Source organism: Falsiroseomonas sp., assembly GCF_051859025.1.
In the GTDB taxonomy this organism is placed as follows: domain Bacteria; phylum Pseudomonadota; class Alphaproteobacteria; order Acetobacterales; family Acetobacteraceae; genus Falsiroseomonas.
Genome location: NZ_JBHYGL010000041.1, coordinates 84,764 through 102,799, shown reverse-complemented (window position 1 = coordinate 102,799; position 18,036 = coordinate 84,764). Strand labels below are relative to the sequence as shown.

Below are 18,036 nucleotides of genomic sequence, written 5' to 3'. Positions count from 1 at the left end.
GCCGATGTGATAGGGTGGCCCCGCCATGCCGACCATCCAGGACATTGACCGTGCCGAGGCCGCCCACCTCGCCGCCGCCCGCGTGCCGCTGATCGCGGCGCTGACGGCGGCGGCGCAGGGGAAGCCCTGGCACTACATCCTGTTCGGCTCGCTGGCCCGCGGTACAGCGCGGCGGGGGAGTGACGCGGACATCGCCATCGTGGGCGCCGGGCGGGACTGGGCGGAGGCCGAGAGCGCGGCCTACGAAGCCTGCCGGGCGTTGCGGCTGCGGGGGGATGTGATGCTGTGGGAGGATCTGGCCAACTTCATTCGCAAAGCGGCAGAGGCAGAGGGGGTCCGCTGTGGCTGACTCCCGCTGGTTCCCGCTGGAAGCCTATTGCGACATGATTCTGGCCGATCTCGACCTGGCTATCGAGACCTGGGAGACTCACGCCCGCATGGCGCCAGGTCGCGCCGCCCTCGTCCAGCAGAAGGCATTCCAGAAGAGCCTGCAGGACGCCTATTCGACCTTCGAACAGGCCGCCATCTACATCCTGGGTCTCGCGGCGGAACCCCGGCCAACCGGCGAACATTGGCATGACCACCTGCTCCAGATGATCCGCCGGGCGAGCGACCATCGACCGGCCTTTGCCCCGGGGCTCGCCGGCCCACTGCGCGAATTGCGGCTGTTCCGCCACCGGGCCATGCATTCCTACGCCGAGTTCGACATGGACCGCGCCGCCCCTTCGGTGGATGCGGCCCGCCGCCTCCTCGCCGAACTGCCCGCGGCTTTCGAAGCCTTCGGGCGAGAGTTCGGCCTGCTGCCACCCTCAGCCTGACGGCTGGAGAAACCCCACCACCGCCTCGAACACCGGCGCCTTCGCCAGGCCCAGCGCCCGCACCGGCGCGGCCATGGCCGACAGCACGCCCACATGCTCGACGCCCGGATAGACAAGCAGCGTCACCGGCCTTCCCGCCGCACGCAGGTCGCGCGCCAGATCCACGGAATGGAACGGCCCCACCACCCTGTCATCCGCCCCATGCAGCAGCAGCATCGGCGGCGCGCCGGCCAGATCCGCTGGCCGCGCCACGGCCGCGATCCGGCCGCCGGGGGCATTCGCGAAAATGCTGATCGTCGGTTCCTCATCCGGCTGCCAGGCGATGGGCGCGGCCAGCAGCACGCCGCCGGCCAGCACGGCGCGGGATGAACCGGCCGCCTCCAGCCAGCGCGGGTCCAGCGCCAAAGCCGCCGCGATGAAGCCGCCGGCGGAATGGCCCATGGTGAACAGCGGCCTGTCCGGCATCTCGGCTTGCAGCCAGGCGACGGCCCGCGCGCCATCCTCGACGAAGTCCGGCCAGCGCCCCGCGGGCCATAGAAGGTAATCCGGCACGGCCACCGCGATACCCTGGGCCGCCAGCGTCCGCGCCAGGAAGGCATAGTCGGCCCGCCCGCCGCTGGCCCAGCCGCCACCGTAGAAGAACACCACCAGCGGTGTTCGCGCCGTCACCTGCTCCGGCAGCACCAGGTCCAGGCGCTGGTGGGGCAGGGGGCCGTAGGCCAGGCCGGCCCGCGTCTCGGTCCCACCACGCGGCGTCAGCGCCCCCGCGATCCGCGCCGGCGAACAGGCGGCCGCCAGCAATGGCAGGAGAAGCAGGGCGCGCCTCAGGGGCCGAGGTCCTCCTGCGCCTTGGCCAGCGCCGCGCGCTGCGCCTCCGTCACCACGGGGTAGTGCAGGCCGAGGCCCTCCATCGCCCGCCCGATGGCGGCGACGACGACCAGGCGTGTGAACCACTTCCGGTCCGCCGGCACCACATACCACGGCGCCTCCTTCGTCGCGGTGGCGCGGATCGCGCGCTCATAGGCGTCCTGGTAGGCGTCCCAATGCTGGCGTTCCTGCACATCGGCCGCGCTGAATTTCCAGTTCTTCTCCGGCTCCTCGATGCGGGACAGGAAGCGGCGCTTCTGCTCCTCCGGGCTGATGTGCAGGAAGAACTTCAGCACCACCGTCCCCTGCCGGCCGAGGTAGCGTTCATAGGCCGCGATATCCTCCAGCCGCTCATCCCAGATATTCTTGCCGACCAGGCGTGGCGGCAGCTTCTGGTGTTCCAGGATGGTGGGATGGACCCGCGCCACCAGCACTTCCTCGTACCAACTGCGATTGTGGATGCCGATCTGGCCGCGGGAGGGCAGGGCGGTGGAATGCCGCCAGAGAAAATCGTGGTCGAGCTCCGTCGAGGTCGGCGCCTTGAAGGAGACGACATGGCATCCCTGCGGGTTCACGCCGGAAAAGACGTGCTTGATCGCGCCATCCTTCCCCGCGGCATCCATCGCCTGGAAGATGCACAGCACGGACCAGCGATCCTGCGCGTAGAGCATGTCCTGGTGGGCGGAGAGCGCATCCACGCCCTCCTTCAGCAGCGCGGAGGCTTCCTCTTTCTTCAGGTCGAGGCCGCCGGTATCGGCGGGGTCGAAATCCTTCAGGCGGAACTTGCCGCCTTCGACCCGGTAGCGGGACAGCAGCTTCTCGATCCGCTTTTCCAATCGCGTGTCTCCCGTCTCAGCCGCGTCGCCCGGGCGTCAGCATCCACAGCATCGTCAGCACCTGCAGCGCCACCGTCATGCCGAGCGCCCAGCCGTAGCCGGCGGGGTCCCAGCCGCCGGTCGCAACGCGCGGCCACAGGTCCAGGATCCATCCGATGGCATTCTGCAACAGGAAGACCAGGCCAAGCATCGACGCATTGATCGCGGTGGCCACCCGCCCCGCCAGTTCCGGCCCGAAGCGCTGCCCGATGGCGGCATAGCCGGAAGGGCCGGCGGAGGCCGCGAGCGCGAAGGTGAACCACAGTACCCCCAGCGTCACGGGATCGCGCCAGGGCAGGAAGATCAGCAGCAGCTGCACCGCCGCGATGATGCCCATCGCCACCAGCGGCACCAGCATCGGCCCGGCGCCGCGGCGTTGCAGGAAGGATGCCGCCTGGCCGGTGCCCGCACTGCCCACCATCAGCCCCGCCGAATAGGCCAGCAGCAGCAGCGCCCGCGCGCCGTCATCCATCAGCGCCACGTCCCGCAGCCAGGGCCCGGCCCACAGGCCCTGATAGGTGAAGTTCAGCGCCGACAGCAGCGCGATGGCGGGAGCGAAGCGCAGGAAGGCGGGATGGGCGAAGATCTTCCCGAACTCCCCGATCTCCCGCCCAAAGGACCGGCGCGGCGGCGGCGCGGCGCCGGGGCCCCGATCGGGCCCCCCATCCGGCACGCTGGTCCAGATCCACCCCGCGACCACCACTGTCAGCAGCGACAGCACCACGAAGACGCCGCGCCAGCCGATCTCCGGCACCAGCAGCGCGACCGGCACGGTGGCGGCGACGCTGCCGCAGGAGCCGACGAAGATGCCGAGCCCCGTCATCCCCGCCACCCGGTCCTTCGGGTACCATTGCGTGTTGATCTTCAGCATGGCGATCAGCCCGGCCGAGACGCCAAGCCCCGTCACTGCCCGCCCCACCGCCAGCCAGGCCGGGCCCGGCGCCACCGCGCAGATCACGAAGCCCAGCGCCGCGATGATGCCCAGCACCGTCTGAACGCGCCGCGATCCCCAGAGGTCGATCGCCAGCCCCACCGGCAATTGCGCCAGGCCGTATCCCGCGAAGAACACCGCGGCCAGCAGGCCGAGTTCACTGGCACTCAGGCCGAATTCCAGCGCCAGCAGCGGCCCGACCACCGCGATCATGGTCCGCGAGGCCTGGTTGACGAAGTTGAGCCCGGCGAGCGGGAGGGTAAGCCGGGCAAACTGGCGCATACCGCGATGGTGGCACGGCTTTCGCCGCTACGGCAGCCGCATGCGCACCGAAACGGGGCAATGATCGGACAGGCGGTCGCGATAGCTGCGGTCGCGCTCGGCATAGGTCAGGACCGACAGGCTGCGCGGCACCGCCCATTCCCGCGCGGCGCCGCCCAGCAGGAGATGGCTGATGAAGGGCCGCCCGCCCCTCGAATCCGCCCAGCAGGGGGAGGAGAGGCCCTCGGTCGGCCGCGTCACCGGCGCCGCTTCCTCGATGATGCGGAGGAAGTCGTCGCCCGCGCCCATGCGCCGGTTGAAGTCGCCGAGGATGGCGAAGGCCATGCCCTCCCGCCGCCGTGCCTCCGCCCATTGGGCGATGATCTCGGCCTGGCGCTGCAGCCCCTGGCAATCGCGGGAGGCGCCGGCGCCGAAGGGATCCTCCCGGCATCCGGCATCGAGATGGACGGACAGCAGGCGGATGCGCGCGCCGTTCGGCGCCTCCACGATGATGTCCGCGCCGCGCCGCAGGCTGCGCCGCGCCCCGGCGCGGAGGTCGAGCGCCGCCAGGTCGCGCTGCGGGATCACGCGTAGCGTGCGGCGCACCGCGAAGCCCGGGCGCTGGACGTCATCCTCATCCGTCAGATGGATCGCGTAGGTGGCGGGGTCGAAGACCCGCGCGGCGGCCTGTTCGCCATCGATCTCCTGAAGCGCGATCACATCGGCCGCCAGGCGCTGGGCGTAGCCGCGCAGCAGGGTCCAGTCCCCGGGCTCCCGCGCGCGCAGGTCGCGCGGCAGGTCGGCATGCCCGGCGGGCTTCAGCGTCAGCCAGGCGATGTTCCAGGTGGCGAGCTTGATCTCCGTCTGCGCCGCGGCGGGGGTGGCGAGGAGGAGGAGGGCGAGGAGGAATGCGCGCATGCCGGCGGCTATAGCAGCAGGGTGGGCGCTTCGTCCTGCTGGGTGGCGTGGGCGGCCAGGGGGTGGGCCAGCGGTCGCGCGCCGCAGGCTTCGAGGAAAGCGGCGATGGCGTCATAGGTCGCGGCATCGCGCGTCGGGTCGTGGAAGGGCGTGGCGGCCACGCTGCCGCGGGGCACCCAGATCACCGTCTCGTACCGCGCGCGGGTCAGCAGCACGCGGTAGGTGTTGCGGACGAAGTCGAATTCCTTGAGGTCCCGCTGCCAGGCCACGCCAATGAAGCGCCTGGCCTGCCAGCCAGCATCCCCCCGGATGAAGTCGCCACCCCAGGCGAGCCCCGCCACATCCAGTTCCAGCCCCTGGCAATCATACTCCGTCGCGATCGTCTCCAGCGCGTCGGAGGCGCGGATGTCCGGCCAGCGGCGGAGGAACCAATCCGCCACATCCTCCACCTGCACGCCGAGTCCCTCCGCCCGAAGCCGCTTGGCACCGGCGGCGGCGAGAAGCCCCGCGCGGCGCTGCCCGCGCGCCAGGCGGCGCAGTTCGCCCCGCATCGCATCCAGGTCCCGCGTGAGGAGAAAGGGCAGGGCGGCGCAGCCCGCGGCGATGTCCCGCGCCTCCGCCACCGCGCCGCGCAGCACCGCATCCACCCATGCGGCGCCGGCGCTTTCCCGTACGCTGCGGATCGGTGTCGCCAGGTCGAGCGCGGGATCGATCCGCAGCCAGGGAGCGTCCGCCGCGCCGAGGCGTTGCGCCGGTTCCGCCGCCTGCACGGCACGCGGCGCCGCCACGGCCCACCAGCGTGGATCGGCGGCGATCACGCGACCCCACTCCGCCAACCCTGCCTCCCCGGTATTGATCTCCTGCCCATTGCCGATCAGCGCGACGATCACGGCCCAGCCGGCATGGCGACCCATGATGTCCAGCGTGTGGGCGGGCTCGCTCATCGTCAGGGTGGATGGCTTGTTGCGCGTGCCCAGCACGGCCTTGGCTTCGTTCCAGGCGCGCTGCGCCTCGTCGAAGACGATCAGGCGCTCGGGTGGCGGCGCCACCAGTCCGGGCCGGGCATTATCCTCCAGGAAACGGTGCACGTTCTGCAGCGCGGCCTTCACGCGGCGCTCGGCTTCCGGCCGCTTGCAGTCGCCACGCGCCACCGCATCCCGCGCCAGGGCGGCGCGCAGCACCGTGACCAGCGGCGCATTGCCGGTCAGGAAGGCGGCGCCATCCATCCGCGCCTCGCCGAAGATGGCGTTGAGGCCGCAGAGCGTCTTGCCCGCGCCGGGGATGCCGGTGACGAAGACGACGATCTTCGCGGCATCCCGCTGCGCCAGCGCCACCGCGTCGCGGATCGCCTGCGCGGTGCGCGTCAGGTTGGCGGCGTCCGCCCGCGCCGTGGCGATCTCCCGCACCCCATTGCGGGCATAGAGCAGCGTCGCGGCCTCCACGATGGTCGGCACGGGGCGATAGGGGGCGTCGAGCCATGCCGCCCCATCCAGGGGTGTCGTGGCTTCCGGTGCAGCGGACTGCACCCATCGCAGAAGCGCGCCGAGCCCCGCGCTGCCGCAGGCGATGGGCTGCGTCACGCCGTGCCAGATCAGCGGTGGCTGGACGGGCGGGGCGAAGCCGCCGGTGCCCGCCACCAGCAGCGGCACGATGGGATGCTTGCGACTGCCGGCGTGGAAGTCGCGCAGATCCAGCGCGTAATCCTCGGCCTCTGCCAGGGTCGCGTTCGACGCGGCGGCGGTCTTGAACTCCATCGCTATGATCGCGCGGTCGGTCAGCACCACGGCGTCGATGCGCTTTTCCAGCCGCAGCAGGTCGTATTCCAGCGCGATGGTCCAGGCTTGGCCGCCCGCCTCCGCGATCGCCACCGCCAGGGCATGGATCTGCTGCTGCCAGGCGTAGTCCTGGTCCACGCTGCCGGCGTAGCCGCGGGATTGTTGGGCGGCGGCCAGGCGCCCGATCGTGTCGCGCGGGTCGCGCGCCAGAAGCTCCGCCCCGGTGCAGGCGAACCAGGCCCTCAAGCTACGTGCTCAAACACGCCGCGTTCAGCATCCCGACCGCGATGGCCACCGCCGCCTTCAGCACGGACCCGGCACGCCCCCCCTTTTCCATCGACTCGCGCCAGCCGCTGCCCAGCAGCCTGACCGCGGCGAAGAAGGCCAGCGTCTGCACCACCAGCGCCACCAGCGCCCAGACCGCGGCATCCAGGATGTTCACGCTATGCGCGAAGGCGCTGGCGATGGGCAGGGCGAAGCCGATCATCGCGCCGGCGAAGCCGATGGCCGCGCCCTCATTCCCCGCGCGGATCAGCGCCAGCTCGGCATGGGGCGTGACGCGCAGATAGACCGCCATCGCCCCCGACAGCAGCGCGATGCCGACGATGAAGTAGATCAGGAAGCCGGGCAGGGTGGCGAGGCTGGTCACGATGGGGTCACTCCCTCGAAGAGGTGCGGCACGAAGCGGCTGCTGTCCCGCGTGATGGGCGTCGCATCCTCCCGGATGCCGATCCCGCAGGCGCGCCCGGCGATGATCCAGGACCCGATCACGGGGTAGCGGCCATCGAAGCAGGGAAGCTCCGCATATTCCTGCCAGACCCGCGGCTGCGCGGCGTAGGGGCCTGGCGTCTCGATCCCCGGGGCGCTGACATTGGCGCCCTCCCGCCCCCAGATCGGCTTGGACAGTTCCGGCTTGCCCGTCTTTCCGGGTTCGAGAAAAGCCGGCAGCAGGTTCGGGTGGTCCGGGAACAGATACCAGAGCAGCGAAAGAAACGCCTTGGAGGCGGGGATGAGGCGCCAGCAGGGCTCGATCCAGCGCGTCGGCGCGGTGGCTATGTTGGCGGCGAAGGGTTCCGCCAGCAGCCAGTCCCAGGGGTAGAGCTTGAAGATCGCGGCGATCTCCCGCTCCTCCATGTCCCGGAAGCGGCCGCGGCCCCAGCCGATCTCGTCCATGAACAGGAAGGGCGCCTCGATCCCCGCCTGGATGGCGGTGTCGCGGAGGTAGTCGACCGTGCCGCGATCCTCCGCATGGTCCCGCACGCAGGCGAAATGCACCCGGGGCGGCATGTTCAGGGTCGGCCAGGCGGCGATCAGCGCCTCATGGATCGAATTGAACTGGTCCGCCGGGTGCGGATCGCCCTCGCTGAGGCATTGCAGCCATTCCCACTGGATGACGCTCGCCTCGAACAGCGCGGTCGGCGTGTCGGCGTTGTATTCCAGCAGCTTCGGCGCCCCGGAGCCGTCCCAGCGCAGGTCGAGCCGCCCGTAGAGCGAGGGCTCCCGCTTCTCCCAGGATTTCTCCACCAGCGGCCAGGCGCCGGCTGGGATGCCGAGCGGCCCATGCATCCCGTGCCGCACGGCGTAGTCCACCGCCTCCCGGCACCGCGCCTCGATCTCCACCGTCGCATCGTCCAGCGTGTCGATGCCCGCGGTGTCGAAGCGGTAGCAGGCGGTCTCGTCCCAATAGGCTTCGCCCGCGATCTCCGCGAAGGCGAAGCCGAGCCGCCTGGCGTGTTCCCGCAGGTCGGGCCGCGCGGTCATCGCGACGCGCCGCATGCTCAGCCGCCGCCCGAGGAGGAGGAGCCCCCGAAACCGCTGCGGGAGGAGGAGCCGCCCCTGCTGATGCTGTCGGCGGTGGAGGCGGTCCGGCCACTGAACCAGGAGCGGGAGGAAAAATAGGAGGAGGAGCGCGAGGTGCTGCGCTGGCAGATCTGCTCCGCGTTCGGCCGCATCTCCGCCCGCGCCCGCGCGCATTCCTGGGCGCGCGACTCATCGTCGCCACAGGCGGCGAGCAGGGTGGTGACACCACCCCCGAGGAGCACCAGGCGCAGGGCTTTGGTTCGTCTCACGCGGGGAGCGTAACAGCGCCCTGCGCCGCTGGCGAAGCCTTTCCGCTACCGTCGTGACGGCCTCCGGGCAGGCCAGGTCGCCAGCAGCATGCTGCCCGTCAACAGAACAAAACCCGCGGCATGGGTGGCGGTGAAGGTCTCCCCCAGGAAGCCGATGGCGACGAGGGCGGAAGTCGCGGGCAGGAAGGCCGTGAAGACGCCGGCGATGCCCGCCGGTGCGCGCCTGATGCCCTGGTACCAGAGCAGGAGGCACAGGACAGAAGCCGTCAGAGAATGGAAAACCAGCAGCCCCGCCGTCGCGGGCTCCGCCAGCGCCACCACCGCGCCGGCCACGGGGATGCAGAAGGGCAGCAGCATCAGCGCGGAAAACACCTGCATCCACAGGCTGGCGGTGACGACCGGCGCCCGGCCCGCCAGGCGCTTCGCCAGCAGCACATACATCGCCTCTCCGCACACGCCGCCGAAGACCAGCAGGTTGCCGATGAGGCTGCCCTGCCCGCCATCACCGCCAAGCCGCGCCAGGGTGATCGCCGCCATGCCGAAGGCGGCCAGCGCCACCGCTGCCCATTGCCGCGGCGGCAGCCTCTCCCGCAGCCAGATCGCGCTGCCCACGGCGACCACCGCGGGGAGGGTCGCCAGCACCAGCCCCGCCTCCAGCGCCGTGGTCAGCCGCAGCCCGGCGAGCAGCCCGGCATTGTAGATGACCGTGCCGAACAGGGCCTGCAGCGCCAGGTTCCACAGGCCCCGGCGCTCGATCCGCGGCAGCCCCTCCATGGCCTTGGCCAGCGGCCACAGCACCAGCACGGCCAGCGCGCAGCGCAGGCCGGCGATCATGGGGATGGGCAGGTCCTGCGCCAGCAGCTTCGCCACGCCCACATTGGCGCCGACGAACGCCATGGACAGCGCCAGCTGGAAATAGGCGAGAAGCACGGGGCGGAGACTACACCCGTTCGAGGGGTTCCTAGAAGCCGCCGCTCAGCCTTCGCCTTCCTTCCTGAAGGGCGACATTTCCCCGAGCGCCTCGATCTCCCGCATCATCGCGGGGCGTTCCTGCGCCAGGAAATCGGCCACGGCGCGGCGCAAGCCGCGATGCTCGATCCAATGCGCGGAATAGGTCGGCACGGGCAGGTAGCCACGCTGGATCTTGTGCTCGCCCTGGGCGCCGGCCTCCACGCGGGGCAGCTTGTGCTCGATCGCGAAATCGATGGCGCGGTAATAGCAGAGCTCGAAATGCAGGAAGGGCGCATCCACCAGGCAGCCCCAGTTGCGGCCATACAGCGCATCCTGCCCCAGCAGGTTCAGCGCGCCCGCCACAGGCTCCCCATCCTGCTCCGCCACCATCAGCACGACCTTGTCGCCGAGCCTCTCGCCCAGCAGCGGCCAGAAGCTCTTTTTCAGGTAGGCGCTGCGCCCCCATTTCTTGTCGGAGGTCGAGACGTAGAATCGGTGAAACGCCTCCCAGTGCCGGGGCGTGATCTCATGCCCGCGCAGCGTCTTGCAGACGAAGCCGGAGGCCTCGGCGTCGCGGCGCTCCCGCTTGATCTGCTTGCGCTTGCGGGACGCCAGCGCGGCCAGGAAATCGTCGAAGCTGGCATAGCCGGCATTGGTCCAGTGGAACTGCGTGCCGATGCGCTGCAGCCAGCCCGCCTCGCCCAGTGCCTCCCACTCCCGCGCCTCGCAGAAGGTGACGTGGATGGACGAGAGGTCGAGCTGCCCGCAGGCCTGCACCAGCCCCTGGGCCAGCGCCTCCACCCCGATGCCCGACCCCTCCCGCACCAGCAGCCGCGGGCCGGGCACCGGGCTGAAGGGGGCGGCGACCTGGAGCTTCGGGTAGTAGCGGCCGCCCGCACGCTCGAAGGCATCGGCCCAGCCATGGTCGAAGACGTATTCGCCCTGGCTGTGCGTCTTCGCATACATCGCCGCGCAGGCCAGCAATTGCCCGCTCTCGTCCCGCAGCGCCGCATGCTGCGGCAGCCATCCCGTGCGGGCCCCCACGCTGCCCGATTCCTCCAGCGCGAGGAGGAAGGCGTGGCTGACGAAGGGATTCGTCAGTCCCGCGCAGGCATCCCAGTCCAGCGCGGGGATATCCGCGATGGAGGGATGGAGCGAGAGGCTCAGGGATGGCGCCGTGTCGGGCATGCGACTCCAGTTTGGGGCGGGGTGGCGATGCTCAACCCCGCCTCAGGCGATCTCGAACATCCCTTCCACTTCCACCGCCGCATCGGCGGGAAGCGACGGCACGCCGATGGTGCTGCGCGCATGGCGCCCGGCTTCCCCGAACACCGCGACCGCGAGGTCCGAGGCACCGTTCATCACCACCGCATGCTGCGTGAAATCCGGCCCCGCCGCGATGAAGCCGCCGAGGCGAACGACGCGCTTCACGCGATCGAGGTCCCCCCCGCAGGCGGCCTTCACCTGCGCCACCAGGTTGATGAAGCAGACCCGCGCCGCTTCCTGCCCCTGCTCGATGGAAACGGCCCCGCCGACCTTGCCCGTGAAGGCGACCTTGCCGTCCACGAAGGGGATCTGGCCGGAGACGACCAGCAGATTCCCCGCGATGTTGTAGGCGATGTAGTTCGCCACGGGCGCCGCCGGCACCGGCAGCGTGATGCCGAGCTTCGCGAGGTTGCCTTCGATGATCCCAGCCATGGCGCGGTCTCCGTTCTTGCCGGGCGGGAGACTGCGTCGGCTGGCCCGAAAACGCTACCCGACCAGCTTGAACTGCCGCCGCCGCGCGCGGGGCGCCGGGGAGGAGGGGAGGTCCATCGGCAGCAGCGGCGCCTGTTCGGCGGCGTGCCCCGTGGCATCCGGCGCGCAATCCTCCTCGGACGGATCGGCCAGGTCGCGCCGGCCGAGGTAATCCAGCGCCAGGCGGCGGAAGGCCCAGTCCAGCACCGATGTCGCGCGGCGGATGGCGGGGTCGCCCTCCACCACGCCGGCGGGGCCGAAGCGGGTATAGGCATGGGCCTCGACATAATGGTCCAGCGCCACGCCATGCTGCAGGCCGATGGAGACGGTCTGCAGCATCGCATCCATCAGGCTGCGATAGGCGGCACCTTCCTTGGTGAGTGCGATCGAGACCTCGGACAGCTTGCCGGCGCCATCCTCCGTGGTGCGGAGCACGACCTTGTGCCCGCCGACGGAAACCCGCCACACGCTGCCGCCCGGGCGCGTAGGCAGGGCCGTGGCACGGCTGGGCAGGGGTGCGGGCGCGCTGGCCGGCGCGGCGCTGGCCAGCGGCATCGGCGGCGCGGCATGGAGGAAGGGCGCGATGGCCTGCGCCAGGGCGATCCAGGCGGAATCGGGGGCGGGCGCCAGAAGCCGCTCGGCCTCCGCCCGGCCGAGGCGGAGCGCGGCGCGCGTCGGCACCTCCGCCACCCAGCCCTCGCGGTCGAGCGTCAGGCGCGTCGGGCCGCTGGCCGGGGCCAGGCCGCCGATCTCGGCGCCCAGCAGCCGTTCCACCGCATCCGGCGCAGACAGCGCGACCAGCGCCTGGTGCCGCAGGCCGAGGCTGCCCGCTGCCTCATCCAGCGCGGCGCGCGCCGCTTCCGCCAGGCCCGGCACGACAGTCGCTTCGGGCGGGGCGGGGGCGATGAGCGCCACCGGCTCCCGCGCCCCCAGCCGTTCCGCGATCCGGCCGGATTCGGCTTCCGCCGCGCCACGGGTCAGGGCGGCGATGGCGGCACCCACGCTGCGGGCCTCCGCCGAATCATAGGCGAGGCCCAGCCCGGCCAGCAGCCCCGCAAGGTCCGCGAAGCCGATGGACAGGCGGGGGGATTTCGCCCCCGTCCAGATATCCAGCACCCGCACCCCCACCGCGACGGCGGCGGCATAGGCGCCGGCATCGAAGCCGCCTTCCGCATCCAGGAAGGCCGGCAGGTTCAGCACGAAGCGGCTGGCGGAACGGGCATCGCCGCGCCAGATGGCGATCCCCGGCGCCGCGGCGCGGGCCAGCAGCAACGCGCGCAGCGCATGGGCCAGCCGGTCCTGTTCCGCCGCATCGGCCAGGATGCCGAGCTGCCGGCCGCGCGCGACGAGGGGCGCGATCCAGCCCTCCGCCAGGCGGGGCAGGGCGACCGGGGCATGGCCCGGGGCGATGGCGGCGATGGCGGATGCCGCATCCTCATCCCAGGAGACGGGCAGGGCGATGGCCCGGGGCTTCGAATCCGGGTCCGGCGCGGCGCGCATGCGCCACAGAGCCATTCCGTCCCAGATCGTCCCGGCCAAGCTTGTCATGCCCTCACCTTAGGGGGCCTCGGGGCGAGACGGAAGCCGTATGTGGTGGTGTTGCGGGGTCGGAACCGCAACATCCTGTGGACAGAATCGGTTACACGCATCGGCTCCGCGGATTTTGCGCTGCGGCACCCATTGTGCGAAACTGGGGCCGTCCGCACATGGCGGGCCGGCCTCCCCCTGGCCGTCCTCCCTTGGGCCGCTGCGAGGATCCCCGATGTCGGTGCTGCTGCGCCTCACTTCCGCCCTGTCCGGCCGCAAGATCGGCACGGACCGCTTCGGCAACGCCTATTACGAATCGAAGGCCGATTACCGCGGCTATGGCCGCAAGCGCCGCTGGGTGCTGTTCGCCGGTGCGGCGGAAGCCACCAAGGTACCGCCGGAATGGCATGGCTGGCTGCACCATACCTCGCCCGCGCCGCTGCCTGAGGAGAAGCGCCACGCCTGGATGCTGGACCACCAGCCCAACCAGACCGGCACGGCCAATGCCTATCGCCCCGCCGGGCACGATTATGCCGGCGGTCGCCGCGCGGTCACGGCCGGCGACTACGAGGCCTGGACCCCCGGCACCTGATGCGGGACCGCATGCAGGGCGCCTTCGCATGAAGGGCCGTTCGATCGCCGAGGTCCTGGCCGGCGCCGTGGTGCTGCTGGTCTCGGCCGGCTTCCTCCTGTTCGCCGTCACCAATAGCGGACGGACCACCATGTCCGGCCCGGCGCTGACGCTGACCGCCAAGTTCGACCGCATCGACGGCCTCGCCCCCGGGGCGGATGTGCGGATCGCGGGCGTGAAGGTGGGCTCCATCACCGGCCAGCGGATCGATCCGCAGAGCTTCCTGGCCGTGCTGACCATGCGCATCGATGGCAGCCTGCGCATCCCCTCCGACAGCTCGGCGGAGATCGCGAGCGAGGGCCTGCTGGGCGGGCGCTTCGTCTCCCTGGTGCCGGGCGGGTCCGAACGGATGCTGCGGGACGGGGGGGAGATCACCATCACCCAATCCGCCATCAGCCTGGAAAGCCTGCTGGGCCGCTTCATCTTCTCCATGACCCAGGGCTCCTCCTCCTCCCCGGGCGCCCAGTCCCCTGGGGCACAGGCACCGGAAGGCGCCGCCACGCCCCGGCCATGACCACGCCGCTCGAACCGCCCGCCGCCTGGCCGGGCGCCGATGGCGCCCCGCTGTCGTGCCGGGAGAAGCTGAAGGTGCTGGCGGAGAACCACCGGGAAGCCGCGCAGGTGCTGCGCGACGCTTTCGAGGATGCGGTGCTGATGGGCGTGGACGAAGCCGCCATGCGGCGCATCCTGGCCGAGATGGTCGCCGCCCTGCCCAGCCCGAAGCGCGCGGCATGATCCGGCCCCTGGCGCTGGCCCTTCTGTTCGCCTGCGGCCTGGCAATGCCGGCCGCCGCCCAGGAATGGCGGCCGCAGCGCATCGCCGTCCTCCAGGCGCTGGACAAGGTGACGGCGCGCGTCACCACGCTGCGCGCCACGCTGAACCAGCCGGAGCGCTTCGGCAGCCTCACCATCACCGTGCGGTCCTGCAACGCCCGCCCGCCGGATGAGGTGCCGGACGCCGCCGCCTGGCTGGAGATCACGGACAGCCGCGCCCCCGCCAATGGCGCGGCGGTCTTCCGCGGCTGGATGTTCGCGGAAGCCCCCGGCGTGAACATGCTGGAACACCCGGTCTACGACATCCGCATCATGGAATGCCGCCCGAGTTGAGGCGGCCCCCCGGCCAGGATGGAGCGCGCATGAACTTCCCCGATGCCGTCGCCAGCGCGTTCCGCAACTACGCGACCTTCGCCGGCCGGGCGCGGCGGTCGGAGTTCTGGTTCTTCGTCCTGTTCACCATGCTGGCCCAGGTCATCGCCGGCATCATCGACGATGCCGCGACGGGCGGCATCCTGGGCGCCGTGCTGACGGTGGCCCTGCTGATCCCCTCCATCGCCGTCACCGCGCGGCGGCTGCATGATGATGGCCGCAGCGGCTGGTGGCAGCTGCTGTTCCTCGTGCCGCTGATCGGCTGGATCATCCTGCTGATCTGGTACTGTCAGCATGGCGAAACCGGCCCGAACCGCTTCGGCCCCGACCCCCGCGCGGGCGGCACCGCCCTGCCGCCGGGCCAGCGCCCCTGGCCGGTGAACCGGTAGCTAGTCGCCGCGGCTGGCGTCCCGCAGGCGCCGCACCTCGGCCTCCACCGCCGCCGGGTCGGGTTCGTCGTCCCAGCGCACCTGTTCCTCCACCGCTTCCGACAACAGGCGCTTATAGGCCTGGCGGGGGATCTCCGTGCAGCCGAACTGCGTCAGGTGGGTGGTCTGGAACTGGCTGTCCAGCAGCGTGAATCCGAACAGCCGCAGCCGCGCCACAAGGTGCACCAGCGCGACCTTGGAGGCATCCCGCGCGCGGGAGAACATGCTCTCCCCGAAGAAGGCACCGCCGAGCGCCACGCCGTAGAGGCCGCCGACCAGCTTCGGCCCACCCTCCGCCGGGGCCCAGGCCTCCACCGAATGGGCGTGGCCCATGCGGTGCAGGGCGCTGAACAGGCGCTCGATCTCCGGGTTGATCCAGGTGTCCTCCCGCCCCTCCGCCGGCGCCGCGCAGCCCGCGATGACGCCGCCGAAATCGCGGTTGGAGGTGATGAGGTAGTCGCCCGCCAGCACCGTCCGCGCCAGGCGCCGGGACAGATGGAACCGGTCCAGCGGCAGCACGCCGCGCATCTCGGGATCCAGCCAATAGAGCCGGTCGCCCCGGCGCGTCTCCGCCATCGGGAACAGCCCCGCGCGATAGGCGCGGAGCATCAGTTCAGGGGTGATGTCGAACTGTCTTCGGCTCACCGGCCCATCCTACCCGCCCTGGGCGTCCAGGGCGAGGAATGTCTCAGTGACCCCGGCTGACGAACTTCTCCAGCCAGTGGATCGTATAGTCGCCGGCCTGGAACTCCGGGTCCGCCACGATGCGCTGGTGCAGCGGCAGGGTGGTCTTGATGCCGCTGACGACCATCTCGTCCAGCGACCGCTTGAGCCGCGCGATCGCCTCCGCCCGCGTCTGCCCGTGCACGACCAGCTTGGCGACCAGGCTGTCGTAATGCGGCGGCACGGTGTAGCCGGAATAGAGCGCGCTATCGACGCGAACGCCGAGCCCGCCCGGCGCGTGGTACATGTCCACCCGGCCGGGGTTGGGGGCGAAGGTCTCGGGGTCCTCCGCCGTGATGCGGCATTCGATGGCGTGGCCGGAGAAGCGGATATCCTCCTGCGTGTAGCCCAGCGGTTCGCCGGCGGCGACGCGCAGCTGTTCCTTCACCAGGTCCACGTTGCAGACCATCTCCGTCACGGGATGCTCGACCTGCAGGCGGGTATTCATCTCGATGAAGGCGAACTGGCCGTCCTGCCACAGGAATTCCAGCGTGCCGGCATTGCGGTAGCCCAGCTGCTTCAGGCCCTTCGTGACCTGCGCGCCCAGCGCATCGCGTTCCGCCGCCGTCAGCACGGGGCTGCCGGCTTCCTCGACCAGCTTCTGGTGGCGGCGCTGGAGGGAGCAGTCACGCTCCCCGAAATGCACGACATTGCCGTGCATGTCCGCCATCACCTGCAGCTCGATATGCCGCGGGCGGTCGAGGTACTTCTCCATGTAGACGCTGTCATCGCCGAAGGCGGCCTTGGATTCCGTGCGCGCGACGCGCCAGGCTTCCTCCAGCTCATCCTCGCTGCGCGCCACCTTCATGCCGCGCCCACCACCACCGGCAGCGGCCTTGATGAGGACGGGGTACTTGATCTCATCCGCCACCGCGCGGGCTTCCTCGAAGCTCTCCAGCGCGCCGAGGCTGCCGGGGACGAGGGGAACGCCGAGGGAGCGCATCGCATCCTTGGCCGCGATCTTGTCGCCCATCATGCGGATATGCGCGGCCGTCGGGCCGATGAAGGCGAGGCCGTGGGCCTCCACCATCTCCGCGAAATTCGCGTTCTCGGACAGGAAGCCGTAGCCGGGGTGAATGGCGTCCGCGCCGGTGATGGCGGCGGCCGACAGGATCGCCGCCATGTTCAGGTAGCTGTCGCGGGCCGAGGGCGGGCCGATGCAGACGCTCTCATCCGCCAGGCGCACATGCATGGCCGTGCTGTCGGCCGTGGAATGCACGGCGACGGTGCGGATGCCCATCTCCTGGCAGGCGCGATGGACGCGGAGCGCGATCTCGCCCCGGTTCGCGATCAGGACCTTGCCGAACATGATATTACTCCCCGCCGCTGCGCGGCGTTTGGCCGGCCGATTCAGACCTCCAGGCCTGCGGCCTTCCAGTCATCGGACGGCTCACTCGATGATGAGCATGGGTTCGCCGTATTCGACCGGCGACCCGCTCTCGATCAGGATCCGCGTCACGACGCCGGCACGGGGCGCGCGAATCTGGTTGAAGGTCTTCATGGCCTCGATCAGCAGCACCGTCTGGCCCTGCGCCACGCGGCCACCGACCGTGATGAAGGGCGCGGCGCCCGGCTCCGGCGCCAGGTAGGCGACACCGACCATGGGGGAGGTGACGGCACCGGGATGCGCGGCATCGCTGATGGGCGCCGGCGCGGCGACCGGGGCGGCCACGGCGGCGACGGGGGCCGCGGCCGGGCCGGCTGCCACGGTCGCGACCTGCTGCACAGTGATCTGGCGCGCGACCCGGATGCGGCTGTCCTTCTCGACCAGCTCTATCTCGGTCAGGTCGGTTTCCCGCAGGATCTTCGCGAGTTCGCGGATCGCCGAGGGGTCGAATTGGACGCCCGACATTCAGGGCTCTCCTTCTGCGGCGACGATATCCGCCATGGCGCGCAGCGCCAGCGCGTAGCCTCGGATGCCGAGGCCCGCGATGACGCCCGTGGCCACCTTGGACACGTAGCTCAGGTGCCGGAATTCCTCCCGGCGGTGGATGTTGGAGATGTGGACCTCCACGATGGGAAGGTCCACGGCCTTCAGCGCATCCATCAGGGCGATGGAGGTGTGGCTGTAGGCGGCGGGGTTGATGATGATGCCGGCGGCGCGGCCGCGGCATTCCTGCACCCAGGTGACGAGTTCGCCTTCCCCGTTGGTCTGGCGGAAATCGATGGCGAGGCCGAGCAGCTCCGCCGTCTCGGCGCAGAGCGCCTCCACGTCGTCCAGCGTCTCGGCGCCATAGATCTCCGGCTGGCGGGTGCCGAGCAGGTTCAGGTTCGGACCGTTCAGCACGGCGATCATCGGCGGGGTCAAGTGAGGGATGTCCCGGTTGTCGCGAGCGGGTCGCAGGGAAGGGTGCGCCTAGCACGGTGTCTCCGCGCCGGG

Annotated in this window: 23 protein-coding genes; 7 read left to right on the top strand and 16 right to left on the bottom strand. The window is 70.8% G+C overall.

Features of this window, described 5'->3' with window-relative positions; genetic code table 11:
• The first annotated feature begins 25 nt into the window (after positions 1-25).
• Together ACTIE5_RS28770 and ACTIE5_RS28765 are read left to right on the top strand one after the other, a co-directional pair.
• Complete coding sequence (locus tag ACTIE5_RS28770) at positions 26-349, top strand: nucleotidyltransferase family protein (RefSeq protein WP_439553182.1); 324 nt, start codon at positions 26-28, stop codon at positions 347-349.
• A complete protein-coding gene (locus ACTIE5_RS28765) occupies positions 342-818 on the top strand; it encodes a hypothetical protein (protein ID WP_439553181.1) in 477 nt (158 codons plus the stop codon). Before ACTIE5_RS28770 ends, ACTIE5_RS28765 begins: the two co-directional genes overlap by 8 nt.
• Here the strand turns inward: ACTIE5_RS28765 and ACTIE5_RS28760 are convergent.
• Genes ACTIE5_RS28760 through ACTIE5_RS28705 form a run of 12 tightly spaced genes read right to left on the bottom strand, consistent with a single transcriptional unit; the run spans position 810 to position 12,750 of the window.
• Positions 810-1,619 (bottom strand): alpha/beta hydrolase, encoded by an 810-nt coding sequence (locus tag ACTIE5_RS28760; protein WP_439553180.1) that lies wholly within the window; start codon positions 1,617-1,619, stop codon positions 810-812. The two genes, ACTIE5_RS28765 and ACTIE5_RS28760, sit on opposite strands and share 9 nt — an antisense overlap.
• A gap of 23 nt (positions 1,620-1,642) precedes the next feature.
• Complete coding sequence (locus ACTIE5_RS28755; protein WP_439553179.1) at positions 1,643-2,521, bottom strand: polyphosphate kinase 2 family protein; 879 nt, start codon at positions 2,519-2,521, stop codon at positions 1,643-1,645.
• Positions 2,522-2,537: 16 nt separating this feature from the next.
• Entirely contained in the window at positions 2,538-3,773 is a 1,236-nt protein-coding gene (locus ACTIE5_RS28750) for an MFS transporter (RefSeq protein WP_439553178.1), read from the bottom strand.
• Positions 3,774-3,800: 27 nt separating this feature from the next.
• Entirely contained in the window at positions 3,801-4,670 is an 870-nt protein-coding gene (locus ACTIE5_RS28745; RefSeq protein ID WP_439553177.1) for an endonuclease/exonuclease/phosphatase family protein, read from the bottom strand.
• Positions 4,671-4,678: 8 nt separating this feature from the next.
• On the bottom strand, positions 4,679-6,691 hold the full coding sequence (locus tag ACTIE5_RS28740) for a DNA/RNA helicase domain-containing protein (protein ID WP_439553176.1): 2,013 nt from the start codon (positions 6,689-6,691) through the stop codon (positions 4,679-4,681).
• 1 nt (position 6,692) lies between these two features.
• Positions 6,693-7,094 (bottom strand): DUF350 domain-containing protein, encoded by a 402-nt coding sequence (locus tag ACTIE5_RS28735; protein WP_439553175.1) that lies wholly within the window; start codon positions 7,092-7,094, stop codon positions 6,693-6,695.
• Positions 7,091-8,206 carry a glutathionylspermidine synthase family protein gene (locus tag ACTIE5_RS28730; RefSeq protein WP_439553174.1) on the bottom strand — a complete coding sequence of 372 codons (1,116 nt, stop codon included), beginning with the start codon at positions 8,204-8,206 and terminating at the stop codon, positions 7,091-7,093. The genes ACTIE5_RS28735 and ACTIE5_RS28730 overlap by 4 nt, the downstream gene beginning before the upstream one ends.
• 17 nt (positions 8,207-8,223) lie before the next feature.
• On the bottom strand, positions 8,224-8,514 hold the full coding sequence (locus tag ACTIE5_RS28725; protein ID WP_439553173.1) for a hypothetical protein: 291 nt from the start codon (positions 8,512-8,514) through the stop codon (positions 8,224-8,226).
• 45 nt (positions 8,515-8,559) lie between these two features.
• Positions 8,560-9,444, bottom strand: coding sequence for a DMT family transporter (locus tag ACTIE5_RS28720; RefSeq protein ID WP_439553172.1), 885 nt, complete (start codon positions 9,442-9,444; stop codon positions 8,560-8,562).
• Between the two features lie 45 nt (positions 9,445-9,489).
• A complete protein-coding gene (locus ACTIE5_RS28715; protein ID WP_439553171.1) occupies positions 9,490-10,653 on the bottom strand; it encodes a GNAT family N-acetyltransferase in 1,164 nt (387 codons plus the stop codon).
• Between the two features lie 42 nt (positions 10,654-10,695).
• On the bottom strand, positions 10,696-11,163 hold the full coding sequence (locus ACTIE5_RS28710; RefSeq protein WP_439553170.1) for a RidA family protein: 468 nt from the start codon (positions 11,161-11,163) through the stop codon (positions 10,696-10,698).
• Positions 11,164-11,217: 54 nt separating this feature from the next.
• A complete protein-coding gene (locus ACTIE5_RS28705) occupies positions 11,218-12,750 on the bottom strand; it encodes a TSCPD domain-containing protein (RefSeq protein WP_439553169.1) in 1,533 nt (510 codons plus the stop codon).
• 214 nt (positions 12,751-12,964) lie between these two features.
• On the opposite strand from ACTIE5_RS28705, the gene ACTIE5_RS28700 reads away from it, so the two are divergent.
• Genes ACTIE5_RS28700 through ACTIE5_RS28680 form a run of 5 tightly spaced genes read left to right on the top strand, consistent with a single transcriptional unit; the run spans position 12,965 to position 14,894 of the window.
• Positions 12,965-13,321: an NADH:ubiquinone oxidoreductase subunit NDUFA12 gene (locus ACTIE5_RS28700; RefSeq protein WP_439553168.1), complete on the top strand. Its 357-nt coding sequence runs from the start codon at positions 12,965-12,967 to the stop codon at positions 13,319-13,321.
• A 28-nt stretch (positions 13,322-13,349) separates the two neighbouring features.
• Positions 13,350-13,874 carry an outer membrane lipid asymmetry maintenance protein MlaD gene (gene mlaD / locus ACTIE5_RS28695; protein ID WP_439553167.1) on the top strand — a complete coding sequence of 175 codons (525 nt, stop codon included), beginning with the start codon at positions 13,350-13,352 and terminating at the stop codon, positions 13,872-13,874.
• Positions 13,871-14,095 carry a hypothetical protein gene (locus tag ACTIE5_RS28690; RefSeq protein ID WP_439553166.1) on the top strand — a complete coding sequence of 75 codons (225 nt, stop codon included), beginning with the start codon at positions 13,871-13,873 and terminating at the stop codon, positions 14,093-14,095. The genes mlaD and ACTIE5_RS28690 overlap by 4 nt, the downstream gene beginning before the upstream one ends.
• On the top strand, positions 14,092-14,466 hold the full coding sequence (locus tag ACTIE5_RS28685; RefSeq protein WP_439553165.1) for a DUF2155 domain-containing protein: 375 nt from the start codon (positions 14,092-14,094) through the stop codon (positions 14,464-14,466). Before ACTIE5_RS28690 ends, ACTIE5_RS28685 begins: the two co-directional genes overlap by 4 nt.
• A gap of 29 nt (positions 14,467-14,495) precedes the next feature.
• Positions 14,496-14,894 carry a DUF805 domain-containing protein gene (locus ACTIE5_RS28680; protein ID WP_439553164.1) on the top strand — a complete coding sequence of 133 codons (399 nt, stop codon included), beginning with the start codon at positions 14,496-14,498 and terminating at the stop codon, positions 14,892-14,894.
• On the opposite strand, the gene aat is transcribed toward ACTIE5_RS28680, so the two are convergent.
• From aat to aroQ, 4 genes are all read right to left on the bottom strand, one after another.
• Positions 14,895-15,578 (bottom strand): leucyl/phenylalanyl-tRNA--protein transferase, encoded by a 684-nt coding sequence (gene aat, locus ACTIE5_RS28675; RefSeq protein ID WP_439553163.1) that lies wholly within the window; start codon positions 15,576-15,578, stop codon positions 14,895-14,897. It lies immediately after the preceding gene.
• 43 nt (positions 15,579-15,621) lie between these two features.
• On the bottom strand, positions 15,622-16,965 hold the full coding sequence (gene accC / locus ACTIE5_RS28670) for an acetyl-CoA carboxylase biotin carboxylase subunit (protein ID WP_439553162.1): 1,344 nt from the start codon (positions 16,963-16,965) through the stop codon (positions 15,622-15,624).
• 81 nt (positions 16,966-17,046) lie between these two features.
• Positions 17,047-17,508 (bottom strand): acetyl-CoA carboxylase biotin carboxyl carrier protein, encoded by a 462-nt coding sequence (accB, locus tag ACTIE5_RS28665; RefSeq protein WP_439553161.1) that lies wholly within the window; start codon positions 17,506-17,508, stop codon positions 17,047-17,049.
• Complete coding sequence (gene aroQ, locus ACTIE5_RS28660) at positions 17,509-17,964, bottom strand: type II 3-dehydroquinate dehydratase (protein WP_439553160.1); 456 nt, start codon at positions 17,962-17,964, stop codon at positions 17,509-17,511. It lies immediately after the preceding gene.
• Positions 17,965-18,036 lie beyond the last annotated feature (72 nt).